Source organism: Streptomyces sp. GESEQ-4 (genome assembly GCF_017948455.1).
In the GTDB taxonomy this organism is placed as follows: Bacteria; Actinomycetota; Actinomycetes; order Streptomycetales; family Streptomycetaceae; genus Streptomyces.
Window position 1 is genome coordinate 137,863 of sequence record NZ_JAFFSU010000002.1, and the last position, 14,700, is coordinate 152,562.

Here is a 14,700-nt window from a genome sequence, read left to right on the forward strand (position 1 = left end):
CCATGACCAGCATCGAAGTCCAAGCCCTCACCAAGGAGTTCGGCACCCGGCGAGCCGTGGACCGCCTCACCTTCCGCGTCCTCCCCGGCCGCGTCACCGGCTTCCTCGGCCCCAACGGCGCCGGAAAGTCCACCACAATGCGCCTCGTACTCGGCCTCGACCGGCCGACCTCCGGGACGGCGACCGTCGGCGGCCGTGCCTACGCCACCTTCCGCGAACCCCTGCGCCACGTGGGTGCCCTGCTCGACGCGCAGGCCGCGCACGGCTCCCGTACCGGCCGCGACCATCTGCGCACCCTGGCGGCTAGCAACCGCATCCCGTCCCGCCGGGTCGACGAGATGCTGGAGGAGACGGGGCTCGCCTCGGTAGCGCGTCGCCGGATGAGGACGTACTCCCTCGGTATGCGCCAGCGCCTGGGCATCGCCGCCGCGCTGCTCGGCGACCCCGAGGTCGTCATGCTCGACGAGCCCTCGAACGGCCTCGACCCCGAAGGCATCATCTGGATCCGGCAGTTGCTGCGCCGGCTTGCCAGGGAAGGGCGCACGGTCCTGGTCTCCAGCCATCTGATGAACGAGACCGCTTCCTTCGCCGACCATCTCGTGGTCCTCGGCCGGGGCCGCCTGCTGGCCGACACCCCGATGCGGGAGTTCATCCACGCGCGCGTGCGGCCCAGTGTGCGGATCCGCACGACGGACGCCACCGCGCTCAAGGATGTCCTCGCCCGGCACGGCCACGACGCCGTGGAACAGGACGGGCACTGGACGGTGCCCCACGCGCGCGTGGACGACATCGGCCGCCTCACCTCGGCCGCGGGCGTACCGATCCTCGAACTGAGCACGGAGGAAGGCACGTTGGAGCAGGCCTATCTCGATCTCACCGCTTCGGAGACCGAGTTCACCGCACAACCGCAGGAGGCCTGAGATGTCGTTCGCACCCGTACTCCACTCCGAGTGGCTGAAGATCCGTACGCTCCGCTCGCTCCTCGGCGCCCTCCTGGCACTGTTCGCGGCGACCACGCTGTTCTCCGCGATCGCCGGCGTCTCCGAAACGTCCGACCCGGAGTTCGACCCGCTGTTCATGGCGCTGTCCGGTATCGCCCCCGGTCAGATCGCCGCCATCGCCTTCGGGGCCATGGCCGTGTCGTCGGAGTTCCACGGAGGCGGTCTCCGGCTGTCGCTGGCGGCGGTGCCGCAGCGCGGGCGGTGGTTCGCGGGGAAGCTGGCGGTGATCGCCGTACCGACTCTGGTCGTGGGGCTGGTGACCGCGTTCACCGCCCTGCTGGCCGGGCGCGCGGGCCTGGGCGCGGCGGCGAGCGGGCTGACGGTGGGGGAGCAGGTGCGGGGCGTCGTGGGCGCCGGAATCTATCTCACGCTCATGGCGTTGCTCGCTGCCGGGCTCACGGCCCTGCTGCGCAGCGGGGTGGGCGCCCTGTCGCTGCTGATCCCGTTCGTCCTCGTCGTATCCTTCGTGATCGGCGACGCGGCCGGCGGCCTCACCGACTACCTGCCCGACAGAGCTGGGCAGATCGTGCTGTACGAGACCCACGACGGAACGCCGGGACCGTGGACGGGCCTCGCGGTCACCGCGCTGTGGACGGCCGCCGTGGTCGTGGCGGGAGCGTGGAGCGTACGACGTCGGGACGCGTGAGCGCAGGAGTCGTCTGACGCCACGCCAATTGTCAGAGGCAGGCGCTTTACTGGATCACATGGACATCGTGAAGGACCTGGCCCTCGTCGACCTGCTGTGCGCCCGGGAGTTTCCCGCGGAGCACGGCAGGACGGAGGAGGGCATGGGCGGGCCCGGTTACTTCATAGCCCGGTTAGGGCCGGGTGAGTGGCCGAGCCCGGAGGACTGCTACGCCTATGAGACGGCGATGACAGGCCGGTTCACCACGCGTTGGGGAACACCGTTGCGGTCGGGGACCGTGACGCTCGGCGAGCGCATCGCACGAGGTGAGGACCTGTCCGAGCCGTGGACGACCCTCAACGCCCTCGGGCAGGACGTGCGTACGTGGGAGGCGACCGGCACCGGGCGCACGGTCGTGCTGGCGGTCGCCGACCAGGACGAGGAGACCGAACCTCAGCTGTTCGTCGTCGTCACGGATCTGGACTGGCCGTGATCTGCTGACCCTCCGCCGCCACCCGCAACCGCGCGAACTCCTCCGCCATCGTCGCGGCCGTCCAGTGCGCGTTCAGCCCGCTCGGATTGGGCAGCACCCATACCCGCGTGTCACCGATCGTCCGTTCCTGCGGACCCACCTGGGCCCTGCGATCCTCGAAGGCCGCCCGGTAGGCGGTGACGCCCACCACGGCCAGCCAGCGTGGCCGTAGTTCCGCCACCTTCGTCGCCAGCAGCCGCCCACCCGTGCGGTACTCGTCCGCGCTCAGCTCGTCGGCCCGAGCCGTGGCCCGCGCGACGACGTTCGTGATGCCGAGGCCGTAGGACAGCAACTGGCTCTGCTCAGACGGTTTCATGAGCCGGGGAGTGAAGCCGGACAGGTGCAGCACCGGCCAGAAGCGGTTGCCGGGGCGGGCGAAGTGGTGGCCCGTCGCCGCCGTCATCAGGCCGGGGTTGATGCCGCAGAACAGGACGCGGAGGCCGGCCGCGATCACGTCCGGTACGAGACGGTCGCGGGCGGCCTCCAGCTCCTCCGCGGTGAAGCGCGTCAGAGGATCGCTCCCGGGGTGTAGCCCGCGGCGTCCGGGCGCTGCTTCACGATCTCTTCGACACGGCCGACGACGGCGGCGACCTGGTCGGCCGCGGCGCCGGTGAAGGACAGCTTGTCGGCCATCAGCTCGTCGAGCTGGGCACGGCTCAGCGGGATGCGCTCGTCCGCGGCGAGCTTGTCGAGGAGTTCGTTGCGCTCGGCGCCCTGCTCGCGCATCGCCAGCGCCGACGCCACCGCGTTCTCCTTGATCGCTTCGTGCGCGACCTCACGGCCGACGCCCGCGCGCACCGCGCCCATCAGCACCTTGGTGGTGGCGAGGAAGGGGAGGTAGCGGTCCAGCTCACGGGCGACCACGGCCGGGAACGCGCCGAACTCGTCCAGCACGGTCAGGAACGTCTCCAGCAGGCCGTCCAGGGCGAAGAACGCGTCCGGCAGCGCGACCCGGCGCACCACCGAGCAGGACACATCGCCCTCGTTCCACTGGTCGCCCGCCAGCTCGCCGGTCATCGAGGCGTAGCCGCGCAGGACGACCATCAGGCCGTTGACGCGCTCGCACGACCGCGTGTTCATCTTGTGCGGCATCGCCGACGAACCGACCTGGCCCGGCTTGAAGCCCTCGGTCACCAGCTCGTGCCCGGCCATCAGCCGGACCGTCTTCGCCAGCGAGGACGGCGCCGCCGCGAGCTGCACCAGCGCGGTCACGACCTCGTAGTCCAGCGAGCGCGGGTACACCTGGCCGACCGAGGTGAAGGCCGTCGAGAAGCCCAGGTGCCCGGCGATCCGCTGCTCCAGCTCCGCCAGCTTGGCGCCGTCCCCGCCCAGCAGGTCCAGCATGTCCTGCGCCGTACCGACCGGGCCCTTGATGCCGCGCAGCGGATAACGGCCGAGCAGTTCCTCGACCCGGCCGTACGCGACGAGCAGCTCGTCTGTGGCCGTCGCGAACCGCTTGCCCAGCGTCGTGGCCTGCGCGGCGACGTTGTGGGAGCGGCCGGCCATGACCAGCTCGCCGTACTCACCGGCCAGCTTGCCCAGCCGCGCCAGCACGGCCACCGTACGGTCGCGCATCAGCTCCAGGGAGAGCCGGATCTGCAGCTGCTCGACGTTCTCGGTGAGGTCGCGGGACGTCATGCCCTTGTGCACGTGCTCATGCCCGGCGAGGTCGTTGAACTCCTCGATCCGCGCCTTCACATCGTGCCGCGTGACCTTCTCACGTTCGGCGATGGACGCCAGGTCGACGGTGTCGAGGACGCGCTCGTAGTCGGCGATCGCCGCGTCCGGCACCTCGATCCCGAGGTCCTTCTGGGCCCGCAGCACGGCGAGCCAGAGCTGACGCTCCAGCTTCACCTTCTGCTCGGGGGACCAGAGCGTGGCGAGCTCGGCGGAGGCGTAGCGTCCGGCGAGGACGTTCGGGATGCGGGGCTTGGCGGGAGCAGAAGTCACGTAACCGGATTCTACTGGCGCTTAGTGCAGGCCAGCGCCACGGCTGCCGTTGGCGGAACCTACGAGACCTGTGTCACGCCAAGCCGCCTCCCGGAGCTCCGGACTTAAGTTGCCGGACCCTCGTACGGCAGCAGTTCGGGCCGTTTCGGCGGCATCCCGTCGCCCGAGGACCGGCCGGTCAGCCGACGGCCGATCCACGGGAGCAGGTGCTGCCTGGCGAATCGGACGTCGGTGACTCGGCGCGTGGCCCAGCCAGGAGGCGCCGTGGCCGGCGGTGGGGTGCGCCACTCGGTGTCCTCGGGCTCGTAGCCGAGCCTCTGCCACACCGCCTCCGCGACCCGCCGGTGCCCGTCGGCCGTCAGGTGCAGCCGGTCCACGTCCCACAGGCGCGGGTCGCTCAGCGAGGGGGCCCCGTACAGGTCGACGACGACCGCGCCGTGCCGGGCGGCGAGGTCGTCGACGCAGAGGAACAGCTCCTCCATGCGGGGCCGGAACCGGTCGAGGACCGGGCCCTGACGGCCGGGGCTGCGCATCAGCACCAGTTGCTTGCAGGCGGGCGCCAGCCGTTCCACGGCCTCCGTCAGGAGCCCGCGCACCTGCCCCATGTCGCACTTGGGGCGGAGCGTGTCGTTGAGCCCGCCCACCAGCGTGATCACGTCGGCTTCCATGGCCGCCGCCACGTCCACCTGCTCGTCGACGATCTGCCGGATCAGCTTGCCGCGCACCGCGAGGTTCGCGTACCGGAAACCGGGCGCGCGGCCGGCCATCCGCGCGGCGAGGAGATCGGCCCAGCCCCGGTAGGTGCCGTCCGGCAGCAGGTCCGACATGCCCTCGGTGAACGAGTCGCCGATCGCGACCAGGCTGGTGAAAGTGGGGTTCTTCTGCATGGCGACAGAGATGGTATCCCGCGTCCATACCCGGCGGTCGGTCGACCCGTTCCACCGGACACCGGTCAGGTCCGCTGCCCGAACAACTCCCGCAGCACGTCCTCCATCGTCACCAGCCCTGCCAGCCTCCCGTCGTCGCCCAGCACCGCGGCGAGATGCGTACGGCTGCGCCGCATCGCGGTGAGTACGTCGTCCAGGGGCGTGCCGGCCCGCACGCGCGCGATGGACCGCATCTCCCGCACCTCGAACGGCAGGTCACGCGGCATCTTGTCCAGCGCGTCCTTCACGTGGAGATACCCGACGATGCGCCGCCCCTCGTCCACGACGGGGAAGCGGGAGAACCCGGACTCGGCTGACAGCCCCTCCAACTGCTCGGGCGTGACGCCCACGCGCGCGTAGACGACGCGCTCCAGCGGAAGCACGACGTCGTGCACGGGCCGTCGGCCCAGTTCCAGTGCGTCGTGCAGTCGCTCCCGCGCCCGCTCGTCGATGAGGCCGGCCTCACCGGAGTCGCGGACCAGACGGGCCAGCTCGGCGTCCGAGAAGGTCGCGGTCACCTCGTCCTTGGTCTCCACGCGCATCAGCTTCAGCAGGCCGTTCGCGAAGGCGTTGATCGTGAAGATCACCGGGCGCAGCGTCCGCGACAGGGCGACCAGCGGCGGTCCGAGGACCAGCGCGCTGCGCACCGGCTCGGCCAGCGCGATGTTCTTCGGCACCATCTCGCCGAGCAGCATGTGCAGATACGTCGCCAGGGCCAGCGCGATCGCGAAGGACACCACATGGCCCGCGCCTTCCGGCACACCGAGCGCGTGGAACACCGGCTCCAGCAGATGCTCGATCGCCGGCTCCGCGACGACACCCAGGACCAGCGTGCACAGCGTGATCCCGAGCTGGGCCGCGGCCATCAGCGCGGACACGTGCTCCAGACCCCACAGCACGCTCTTCGCCCGCCGGTCGCCCTGCTCGGCGTGCGGCTCGATCTGGCTGCGGCGCACCGAGATCAGCGCGAACTCGGCGCCCACGAAGAAGGCGTTGACGACCAGGGTCGCGAAACCGATCAGCAGCTGTACGGCGGTCATCGCTCGCCCTCCGAGTCGTGTGCGTCGTCCAGCGGCCCGTGCAGCAGCACGCGCGCGGCCCTGCGGCCCGAGGCGTCGACCACGTCGAGTCGCCAGCCCACGACCTCGACACAGTCACCGACGGCCGGTATGCGGCCGAGCTCGTGCGCCACGAGACCGGCCAGCGTCTCGTACGGTCCCTCGGGCGCCCTCAGTCCGACGCGCGCGAGCTGGTCCATGCGGGCGGCGCCGTCCGCCGAGAACAGGGCGCGGCCGTCGTCGTCGCTGCCCGCGACGGCCAGGTCCGGCGTCTCGTGCGGGTCGTGCTCGTCCCGCACCTCGCCGACGACCTCCTCGACGATGTCCTCCAGCGTGGCCACGCCCGCCGTGCCGCCGTACTCGTCGATGACGACGGCCATCGTGCGCTTGCCGGAGAGCCGGTCGAGCAGCCGGTCGACGGTCAGCGACTCGGGCACGAGCAGCGGCTCGCGCATGAGTTCCGCGACCCGTACGCGCGTCCGGTGCTCCGCTGGCACCGCCAGCACGTCCTTGATGTGCGCGGTGCCCACGACCGAGTCGAGGTTGCCGCGGAAGACGGGGAACCGGGACAGGCCCGTGGCCCGGGTCGCGTTCGCCACGTCCTCGCAGGTCGCCTGGACGTCGAGGGCGAAGACCTGCACGCGGGGCGTCATCACGTTCTCCGCGGTCAGGTCGGCGAGGTTCAGGGTCCGGACGAACAGTTCGGCGGTGTCCGCCTCCAAGGCGCCCTCCCGGGCCGAGTGCCGGGCGAGCGCGGCCAGTTCCTGCGGTCCGCGCGCGGAGGCGAGCTCCTCGGCGGGCTCCACGCCGAAGAGGCGCACGATCCGGTTCGCCGTGTTGTTGAGGTGCGTGATGAAGGGCCGGAAGGCGGCGCTGAACCAGCGCTGGGCGTTGCCCACCCGTTTGGCGACGGCCAGCGGCGACGAGATCGCCCAGTTCTTCGGCACCAGCTCGCCGACGACCATCAGCACCACGGTCGACAGGGCCGTACCCAGCACCAGGGCGAGCGAGGACGCGGTGGAGCGCGAGATACCCATCGACTCCAGCGGGCCCGCGATCAGCGCGGCGATCGACGGCTCCGCGAGCATGCCGACGACCAGATTGGTCACGGTGATGCCGAGCTGCGCCCCGGAGAGCTGGAAGGTCAGATTCCGTACGGCCTTCAACGCCCCCGCGGCGCCCCGCTCGCCGCGCTCCGCGGCCCGTTCGAGTTCGCCGCGTTCGACCGTGGTGAGCGAGAACTCCGCCGCGACGAAGGCACCGCAGGCCAGCGACAGCAGGATCGCCACCAGGAGGAGGAGCACTTCGGTCATCGGTTCACCCCCGTCCCATGATCGGGCAGAGCGGGGAGGATCGCGCGATGTCGTCTACTGGGAGGCTCGCCCATGGGCGGACGCTCACACCTTTCCGTGGAAACCGAAGGAGAACCGAAGTGGTCCGAAGTGGTCCTCCAAGAGTAAAGGACGAGCAAAGATGCCCTGGCGGCCCTACCCCCCGAAGGGCTTGACCCAGCGCCGCCACTGCTCCTGAGGCGCGTACCCCGCCGCGCGCCAGGCATGGTGGGCGGTTTCGTTGTGCTCCAGCACCATCGCGTCCCCGCGGCGCCCGCCGAGCCGTACGAACCGCTCCTCCGCGGCGGCCAGCAGCGCCGCACCGATCCCCTGACGCCGACGGTCCGGATGCACCGCCAGCCGGTACAGATGGCAGCGCCAGCCGTCGAATCCAGCGATCACCGTGCCCACCAGCTCGCCGTCCCGCTCGGCGATGATCAGCGCCTCCGGGTCCCGGCCGACCAGCCGCTCCACGCCGTTCCGGTCGTCGCTGATGCTCGTGCCTTCGGCTGCCGTCTTCCAGAAGGCCAGCACGGTGTCGAGGTCATCGGGGCCGGCGGCCCGTATCCGCAGATCAGTCATGGCGTGATCACATCACAGCCGAATCCCGCGGCATGTGACATTCCACTGTTCGGACGGGCGGCTACGCGCCCCGCAACGCCCCGATCACCGGCGCGAACGCCTCCATGTACGGCTCCAGTACCGTCAGATACGAGAACCCGTACCGCTCCCGCTGCGCCCGCACCTGCGCGGTGATCTGCTCCAGGGCGCCGACGAGAAGGAGGGGCAGGTCGAGTGCCTGCTCCAGTGTCAGGTCCGGCACCCGGTCGATGAGCGGCCGCACGACCTCCGCGCGGTCCTCCGTCACGGCCACCATCTGGATCAACAGATTCAGCTCGGCCGGTTCCTTGCGGCCCTCGGCCAGCCGCCGGTACAGGGCGATGCGCCCGTCGAGTTCCTCGGGAGAGATCGGCAGCAGTTGCCCCGTCGTACTCCCCGGCACCGCACGTGCCGCGGTGAAGGCCGCGATGTCCGCGTGCTCGGCGGTCATGCGCATCATGCGGTCGCCGTTGCCGCCGATCATCAATGGCACCCGCTCGTCCGCGTCGAGCAGCCGGTCCAATTCCTCGACCGTGTGCTGAAGATGGTCCACGCGCGCGCGGGGCGTTCCGTACGGCAGTCCGGCCGCCTCGTGCTCCGCCTGTACGTAGCCGGTGCCGAGCCCGAGTTCGAGGCGTCCGCCGGTCAGCGCGTTCGTCGTCGCCACCTCGCGGGCGAGCAGCGTCGGGTTCCAGAAACCGGCGTTGAGCACGAAGGTGCCGAGCCGTGGCCGCTCGGTCGCTTCGGCGGCGGCGACCAGCGCTGGGAAGGGCGCGACCATGCCGAGGTGGTCCGGGACCAGGATCACGTCGTAGCCGAGCTCCTCGGCCCGGCGGCACTTGGCCCGCCACTCTGCGGCGGGGGCAGGAGTGATCAAACTGACGCCGAAGCGGAACGGGCGCGGCATGAACTCTCCTCGACTTGAAGCGACTTGAGTACGTACTGCGATTCCATCACTCGTGCGCGATGGCCGCCAGCACATTCATGCGGGATGCACGCAACGCGGGCAGCAGAGCCGCCACCACGCCCACCACCGCCGAGCCGATCACCACCGCGATGATCGTGGTCCACGGGATCGCGAACGCCTGCATGCCCTGCAGCGCCAGCACCTGCTGGATGCACACGCCCCACACCAGTCCCAGCGCGAGCCCCAGCACCGCGCCGAACACCGCGATCACCACCGACTCCAGCCGGATCATGCGGCGCAGCTGGCGCCGGGCGAGTCCGATGGCCCGCAGCAGGCCGATCTCCCGGGTCCGCTCGACGACCGACAGGGCAAGGGTGTTGACGACGCCGAGCACCGCGATGATGATCGCGAGCCCGAGCAGCGCGTACACGAGGTAGAGCAGGACCGCGATCTGGTCGCGGACCAGCTCCTTGTAGTCGGCGATGTCCCGGACGTCCACCTGCGGATACGGGTCGAGGGTGCCCTCCAGGTTCGCGCGCAGGTCGTCGGCGCTCGTGCCGGGGGAGGCGTTCACGTAGACAGCCGAGTCCTGCCCGCCCGGCGCGTAGCGCTCGAGCGTGCTCATGCCGAAGTACAGCCCGCCCTGTGCCCCGAACCCTTCGGCGGCGTCCTGGTCGGTCAGCGCGCCCACCGTCAGATCGGCGGTACGTCCGCCCTGGAACTCGACCGGGACCGTGCTGCCGACGCGCACGCCGTGGTCCCGCGCGAAGTCCAGGTCCATGGCGAGACGCCCGTTGGCCAGCGCGGCCGTCGAGTCCCCCTGCGCGTACGTGATGTTGGCGACGTCGTCGAGCTTCGGGTCGTAGGCCGCGGCGGTCGTCTCGACGCGGTCGCCGTCCGGGAGGGTGGCCGCGATCGGCGTGAGCCGTGTCCGCACGACCAGGCCCACTCCCTCCGTGCCGCGCACCGCGTCGGTGACCTCCTCGGGGAAGGGCACGAAATTGGCGTTCTGTACGACGAAGTCGGCGCCCAGCGTCTTGTCGATCTGCTCGTCGAAGGACTTGGTCATCGAGGCGCTCGCCACCGACATCCCGCCGACCAGCGCCAGCCCGACCATCAGGGCCGCAGCGGTCGCGCCGGTACGGCGGGGATTGCGCAGTGCGTTGCGCTGGCTCATCCGGCCGACCGAACCGTACAGCGCCGGGAAGGCCCCGCCGAGGACCCGGATCACCGGGCGCACCAGCAGCGGGCCCGCGATGACCGTCGCGATGAGCGTCAGGACTATGCCGAGGCCGAGCAGGGAGGCCGCCGACGACGTCTCCGTCGCCGTGGCACAGCCCACCAGCGCCGCCGCACCCAGCGCCCCGACGACCGCGCCCACCACGGCCCGCACCCGCAGCGGCTTGCCCACGTCGGCGATCTCGGCGTCCGCGAGTGCCGCCATCGGCGACACGCCCGCCGCGCGCCTGGCCGGGAGATACGCCGCCACGAAGGTGACGCCGAGGCCGACGACGTACGCCGAGACGGGTGTCGCCACCCCGATGACCATGTCGGCGGACCTGATGTTCATGCCGAGCAGGCCCATCAGCTCGATGAGCCCGACGGCGAGCCCGATGCCGGTGGCCAGGCCCAGTGTGGAGCCGACGAGGCCCAGCAGCAGCGCCTCTGTGAGGACCGAGCGGCGGACCTGGCGGCGGTCCGCGCCGAGCGCCCGCAGCAGACCGAGCTCGCGGGTGCGCTGGGCGATCAGCATCGAGAAGGTGTTGACGATGAGGAACACACCGACCAGGACGGCGATCCCGGCGAATCCGAGCATCACGTACTTGATGACGTCGAGGAAGCCGCCCAGCTGCTCGACGTCCGACTCGGCCTGTTCGTCGGCGGTGCGCACGTCGTAGGGATCGTTGGGGGTGACCTCGTCGGGGTCGGTGTCGATGCCGAGCACGTCCGCCACGCGCTGCTGGAGCTGCGCGTCGCTGACGCCCTCGGCCGCGTCGAGCGAGATGCTCGTGGCCGTCTGCGGTTCGCCCAGGAGCTTGGTCTGCGCGGTCTCCGTGTCGAAGAAGACCAGCGCGGCACCGGGGTTGGTGGTGGTGAACGTGGCGATGCCGACCACCTCGGCCTTGAACGAGCCGGGCGCGGCGATGATGGTGAGCGTGTCCCCGATCGCCACGTCCTTGGTGTCGGCGGTGTCCGCGTCGATCAGGACCTGATCCGGCCCCTCAGGGGCGTGACCGGAGGTCAGCTCGACGGGGCTGCGCTCGGTCGGGTTCCAGGCGGTGCCGATCGTCGGGGCGCCGGTGGTCGGACCCACCGACTCGTTGTCCTCGTCGGCGACGGTGATGCCGTCCACGTCCACTTCCGGACGCGCCGCCGCGACGCCGTCGACCTCGGCGAGGCGGTCGACGAGCGAGGTCGGCAGGGTCGGGGTCCGTCCCGAGGGGATGGCCTCGTCGAGGTTCTCCTTCGGGCTGACGGTGACGTCGGCCGCGGTGGAGGCGAAGAGCCGGTCGAAGGTACGGCTGACGGTGTCCGAGAAGATCAGGCTGCCCGCGACGAACGCCACGGACAGGATCACGGCCAGCGCGGACAGCAGCAGCCGTCCCTTGTGGGCGAGAAAGCTCCGGAGCGTCGCCTTGAGCACGGGGTCAGTCCTCCTGGGAGGGCGGGGCGTCGTCGTACTGACCGCGGATCACGTCGAACCGCTTCATCCGTTCCAGGACCGCTTCCGCCGTCGGCCGCTCCATCTCGTCGACGATCCGTCCGTCACCGAGGAACAGCACCAGGTCGGAGTGGGCGGCGGCGCCCGGGTCGTGGGTGACCATGACGACCGTCTGCCCGAGGCTGTCGACCGCGTCGCGCAGAAAGCCGAGTACCTCGAGCCCGGACCGCGAGTCGAGGTTGCCGGTCGGCTCATCGGCGAAGATCAGCTCGGGGCGGGAGGCGAGCGCGCGGGCGCAGGCGACGCGCTGCTGCTGGCCGCCGGACAGCTGCGACGGCCGGTGTGTCAGCCGGTCCCGCAGTCCGAGTGTGTCGATGACCTGGTCCAGCCACTTCTCGTCGGGCTTCCTGCCCGCGATGTCCATGGGCAGCGTGATGTTCTCGGCCGCGTTCAGCGTCGGGATGAGGTTGAACGACTGGAACATGAACCCGATCCGGTCCCGCCGCAGCCGGGTCAGCTCCCGCTCCCTGAGTCCCGTGATCTCGGTGTCGCCGAGCCACACCTGGCCGGCCGAGACGGTGTCCAGCCCCGCCAGACAGTGCATCAGCGTGGACTTCCCGGAGCCCGACGGCCCCATCACCGCCGTGAACCGGCCGCGCGTGATGTCCACGTCCACCGAGTCGAGGGCGAGGACCGTCGTCTCACCCGAGCCGTACGCCTTCGTCAGACCGCGGGCGCGGGCCGCGATCCCGTCGGCCGAGGCCTGCTCCACAGCAGAAGCGGACAAGGCTGCCTCCTCGATTCGGGACATCGCGACTTCCTTGCCAGGGCCGAGCGTAATGTGATCCGGCACACACTCGTATCCCCCTTGGGTCCTGTTGAGCCCTGGTCGGCCTCCTCCCATGGGATGAGCCCCTCGGGGTGAGCCCTTGCCGCCGCTAGCGTTTCGGCGCTAGCTTTGAGGCATGGCGAAGACCCAGCTGAACGTACGCGTGGACGAAGGCACCGCCCGCGCGGCTCGCGAACGTGCCCTGGCCCGCGGCATGAGCGTCAACCGCTACATCGAAGAGCTGGTCAGACAGGACACCGGGGAGGTCGGCCACACGTTCGTGGAGGCCGCCGCCGACTTCATGAAGCAGTACGAGTCCGTGTTCGCCGAAGAATTCGGACCGGACCGTGAAGGCACCCGTGAAAGCCGTCCCGCAGGCACACGCGAAGGTCGCCGCTGATCCGTTGAGCCATCTCAGAATCGACCTCGCCTGGCTGCTCATGCTCGCCGAACAGAACACTCCCGGAGACCCCCAGGTCACCGACTGGGGCGCGCTCGTCGCCGCCGTCGCACGCCATGAGGCCGAGATATTCGACGTCCCTGTCTACGACACCCCGCAGGCCCGAGCCGCCTCGCTGCTGCAACTGCTGATCCACGTGCCCGCGCTGGAGCGCTCCAACGCCCTGTTCGCCTCCGCCGTCGCGTATGCCTACCTCGTCGCCAGCGGCCTGAAGGTCGTCACCTCCCCGGAGCAGGTCCGCGACCTGGCCCGGCTGGTCAAGAGCGGTGAGGCCACGGTGCACGACATCGCGCAGGAACTGCGCCAGTGGAGCCTATGAGGTGACCGCCGGCCGCCACGCCGTGCCCAGGACGCAGTACGAGGTCGGCAGCGTCGGCCCGTTCTCCGGCATCAGCACCCGCCGGTACGGGCCGAGTTCGAACCCGGCGGCCCGCAGTCCGGCGATCGGGTCCCGGGCCACATGGCAGCCGCCGTTCAGCCGCGGCCACACCGTGCTGTCCAGCGCGCGCTGAGTGAAGCGCATCATCCGGCCACCGCCCCTGCCGTGCTCGAAGAACCGCACGGCACCGCCGGGCCGCAGCACCCGCCGTACCTCGCCGAGCGCCCGCGAGACGTCCCGCACACTGCACAGCACCAGCGACAGCACCACCGCGTCGAAGGCCTCGCTCTTGACCGGCAGCGCCTCCGCCGCCCCCGGCACCACATCCACCGGCACCTCGGCGCGCAGCGCGGACTCCACCGCCAACTGCCGCAGCAGGCGCTCCGGTTCGATGGCGACGACCTCCGAGACCGCGCTCGGATAGTGCGCGAAGTTCAGGCCGTTGCCCGCGCCGATCTCGATCACCCGCCCGGAGAGCCCGGTCAGCATGCGGTCGCGGACGGCGCCCATCCCCATGCGGGACTCGGCGGCGACGCTGACACGGGCGTAGTACCGGGCGAACAGCGGATGGTGCACGGGATCCCGTGACACCTTGCCGGAGCCGGTGGCGGGCCGTAGCGGCATGGCGACCTCCTGGGCGGATGGAGTGCCCTACCGCGATTGTCCCCCGTACACGCCCCGCGCACCCCCCACCGTTCGCGGGTCGCGGTCAGGAGACGCGGGTCACGGTGCCTCGCGCACCCGGAACGCCTCCGCGTCCCACACGCCCTCCAGCCACGGGGCCAGCCAAGTCGGCGCCGCCGCACGGAAGCCGGTCGGCTCGAGGGACCCGGCACCGGCGGGCAGCGCGCCCAGCAGCGGGGCGTCGGCGACGATCGGCAGGTCCGCGAGATTGCAACGGGACGCCAGGTCGGGCGCCTTGGGCCAGCTGCCGATCACGATTCCCGCCAAGTCGAGCTCACGGGACCGGATTTCGCGCGCCGTCAGTTCCGTCGTGTTCAGCGTGCCCAGCCCCGCCGCCGCCACGACCAGTACCGGCGCCGCCAGCAGCCGCGCCGCGTCCGCCAGCGTGCCGCCCGCCGGGTCGAACCGTACGAGAAGCCCGCCCGCTCCCTCCACCAGCACCAGATCGTGCTCGGCGGCCAGCTTGGCGGCTGCCTCGGCGATGTCGTGCGGGTGGACCGGCGCACATCCGGCGCGTCGAGCGGCCGTCGCCGGTGCCAACGGGTCGGGATACCGGGCGAGTTCGACCGCCGTCACGGCACCCGCGAGCCGCGCGACCTCGTCGGCGTCCCCGCGCTCGTCCGGTCGTACGCCCGTCTGCGCGGCCTTCAGGACGGCTACCGACCGTCCGGCGGCGAGCGCGACGGCGGCGACGGCGGCCGTCGTGACGGTCTTGCCGACCTCCGTGCCCGTACCCGTGATCACCAGGACCGGCAT

At 71.0% G+C, this 14,700-nt stretch carries 16 protein-coding genes; 5 read left to right on the forward strand and 11 right to left on the reverse strand.

The window, feature by feature from the left end; all coding sequences use genetic code 11:
- Positions 1-2: 2 nt before the first annotated feature.
- Genes KCH48_RS06025 through KCH48_RS06035 form a run of 3 tightly spaced genes read left to right on the forward strand, consistent with a single transcriptional unit; the run spans position 3 to position 2,119 of the window.
- Positions 3-920 (forward strand): ATP-binding cassette domain-containing protein, encoded by a 918-nt coding sequence (locus tag KCH48_RS06025; RefSeq protein WP_210571083.1) that lies wholly within the window; start codon positions 3-5, stop codon positions 918-920.
- A 1-nt stretch (position 921) separates the two neighbouring features.
- Positions 922-1,647: an ABC transporter permease gene (locus KCH48_RS06030; RefSeq protein ID WP_210571084.1), complete on the forward strand. Its 726-nt coding sequence runs from the start codon at positions 922-924 to the stop codon at positions 1,645-1,647.
- Positions 1,648-1,705: 58 nt separating this feature from the next.
- Complete coding sequence (locus tag KCH48_RS06035) at positions 1,706-2,119, forward strand: hypothetical protein (RefSeq protein WP_210571085.1); 414 nt, start codon at positions 1,706-1,708, stop codon at positions 2,117-2,119.
- Here KCH48_RS06035 and mug read toward each other — a convergent pair.
- The 9 genes from mug to KCH48_RS06080 all read right to left on the reverse strand — a co-directional run bounded on the left by mug (position 2,097) and on the right by KCH48_RS06080 (position 12,403).
- Positions 2,097-2,669: a G/U mismatch-specific DNA glycosylase gene (gene mug, locus KCH48_RS06040; protein WP_210571478.1), complete on the reverse strand. Its 573-nt coding sequence runs from the start codon at positions 2,667-2,669 to the stop codon at positions 2,097-2,099. The two genes, KCH48_RS06035 and mug, sit on opposite strands and share 23 nt — an antisense overlap.
- Positions 2,666-4,108: an adenylosuccinate lyase gene (gene purB / locus KCH48_RS06045; protein ID WP_210571086.1), complete on the reverse strand. Its 1,443-nt coding sequence runs from the start codon at positions 4,106-4,108 to the stop codon at positions 2,666-2,668. Before purB ends, mug begins: the two co-directional genes overlap by 4 nt.
- A 104-nt stretch (positions 4,109-4,212) precedes the next feature.
- Positions 4,213-4,995, reverse strand: a complete 783-nt coding sequence (locus KCH48_RS06050) for an SGNH/GDSL hydrolase family protein (protein WP_210571087.1) — start codon at positions 4,993-4,995, stop codon at positions 4,213-4,215.
- A gap of 65 nt (positions 4,996-5,060) precedes the next feature.
- Positions 5,061-6,074, reverse strand: a complete 1,014-nt coding sequence (locus KCH48_RS06055; RefSeq protein WP_210571088.1) for a hemolysin family protein — start codon at positions 6,072-6,074, stop codon at positions 5,061-5,063.
- Positions 6,071-7,405, reverse strand: coding sequence for a hemolysin family protein (locus KCH48_RS06060; protein ID WP_210571089.1), 1,335 nt, complete (start codon positions 7,403-7,405; stop codon positions 6,071-6,073). The genes KCH48_RS06055 and KCH48_RS06060 overlap by 4 nt, the downstream gene beginning before the upstream one ends.
- A 174-nt stretch (positions 7,406-7,579) precedes the next feature.
- On the reverse strand, positions 7,580-8,005 hold the full coding sequence (locus tag KCH48_RS06065; RefSeq protein ID WP_210571090.1) for a GNAT family N-acetyltransferase: 426 nt from the start codon (positions 8,003-8,005) through the stop codon (positions 7,580-7,582).
- A gap of 61 nt (positions 8,006-8,066) precedes the next feature.
- A complete protein-coding gene (locus tag KCH48_RS06070; RefSeq protein WP_210571091.1) occupies positions 8,067-8,930 on the reverse strand; it encodes an LLM class F420-dependent oxidoreductase in 864 nt (287 codons plus the stop codon).
- Between the two features lie 46 nt (positions 8,931-8,976).
- Positions 8,977-11,574, reverse strand: a complete 2,598-nt coding sequence (locus tag KCH48_RS06075; protein ID WP_210571092.1) for an ABC transporter permease — start codon at positions 11,572-11,574, stop codon at positions 8,977-8,979.
- 4 nt (positions 11,575-11,578) lie between these two features.
- Positions 11,579-12,403: an ABC transporter ATP-binding protein gene (locus KCH48_RS06080; protein WP_210571093.1), complete on the reverse strand. Its 825-nt coding sequence runs from the start codon at positions 12,401-12,403 to the stop codon at positions 11,579-11,581.
- Positions 12,404-12,557: 154 nt separating this feature from the next.
- Here KCH48_RS06080 and KCH48_RS06085 point away from each other — a divergent pair, with 154 nt between their 5' ends.
- Both KCH48_RS06085 and KCH48_RS06090 read left to right on the forward strand, forming a co-directional pair.
- Positions 12,558-12,821: a toxin-antitoxin system HicB family antitoxin gene (locus KCH48_RS06085; protein ID WP_210571094.1), complete on the forward strand. Its 264-nt coding sequence runs from the start codon at positions 12,558-12,560 to the stop codon at positions 12,819-12,821.
- Positions 12,822-12,825: 4 nt separating this feature from the next.
- Positions 12,826-13,200, forward strand: a complete 375-nt coding sequence (locus KCH48_RS06090) for a fic family toxin-antitoxin system, toxin component (RefSeq protein WP_210571095.1) — start codon at positions 12,826-12,828, stop codon at positions 13,198-13,200.
- Here the strand turns inward: KCH48_RS06090 and KCH48_RS06095 are convergent.
- Positions 13,195-13,884, reverse strand: coding sequence for a class I SAM-dependent methyltransferase (locus KCH48_RS06095; protein WP_210571096.1), 690 nt, complete (start codon positions 13,882-13,884; stop codon positions 13,195-13,197). The two genes, KCH48_RS06090 and KCH48_RS06095, sit on opposite strands and share 6 nt — an antisense overlap.
- 99 nt (positions 13,885-13,983) lie before the next feature.
- A complete protein-coding gene (bioD, locus tag KCH48_RS06100; protein ID WP_210571097.1) occupies positions 13,984-14,700 on the reverse strand; it encodes a dethiobiotin synthase in 717 nt (238 codons plus the stop codon).

Bases quoted from the DNA above. Each gene is read 5' to 3' on its own strand.
- KCH48_RS06025 (WP_210571083.1), top strand. From the start codon at position 3: ATGACCAGCATCGAAGTCCAAGCCCTCACCAAGGAGTTCGGCACCCGG.
- KCH48_RS06030 (WP_210571084.1), top strand. From the start codon at position 922: ATGTCGTTCGCACCCGTACTCCACTCCGAGTGGCTGAAGATCCGTACG.
- KCH48_RS06035 (WP_210571085.1), top strand. From the start codon at position 1,706: ATGGACATCGTGAAGGACCTGGCCCTCGTCGACCTGCTGTGCGCCCGG.
- KCH48_RS06050 (WP_210571087.1), bottom strand. From the start codon at position 4,995: ATGCAGAAGAACCCCACTTTCACCAGCCTGGTCGCGATCGGCGACTCG.
- KCH48_RS06055 (WP_210571088.1), bottom strand. From the start codon at position 6,074: ATGACCGCCGTACAGCTGCTGATCGGTTTCGCGACCCTGGTCGTCAAC.
- KCH48_RS06060 (WP_210571089.1), bottom strand. From the start codon at position 7,405: ATGACCGAAGTGCTCCTCCTCCTGGTGGCGATCCTGCTGTCGCTGGCC.
- KCH48_RS06065 (WP_210571090.1), bottom strand. From the start codon at position 8,005: ATGACTGATCTGCGGATACGGGCCGCCGGCCCCGATGACCTCGACACC.
- KCH48_RS06070 (WP_210571091.1), bottom strand. From the start codon at position 8,930: ATGCCGCGCCCGTTCCGCTTCGGCGTCAGTTTGATCACTCCTGCCCCC.
- KCH48_RS06080 (WP_210571093.1), bottom strand. From the start codon at position 12,403: ATGTCCCGAATCGAGGAGGCAGCCTTGTCCGCTTCTGCTGTGGAGCAG.
- KCH48_RS06085 (WP_210571094.1), top strand. From the start codon at position 12,558: ATGGCGAAGACCCAGCTGAACGTACGCGTGGACGAAGGCACCGCCCGC.
- KCH48_RS06095 (WP_210571096.1), bottom strand. From the start codon at position 13,884: ATGCCGCTACGGCCCGCCACCGGCTCCGGCAAGGTGTCACGGGATCCC.
- bioD (WP_210571097.1), bottom strand. From the start codon at position 14,700: ATGCCGGTCCTGGTGATCACGGGTACGGGCACGGAGGTCGGCAAGACC.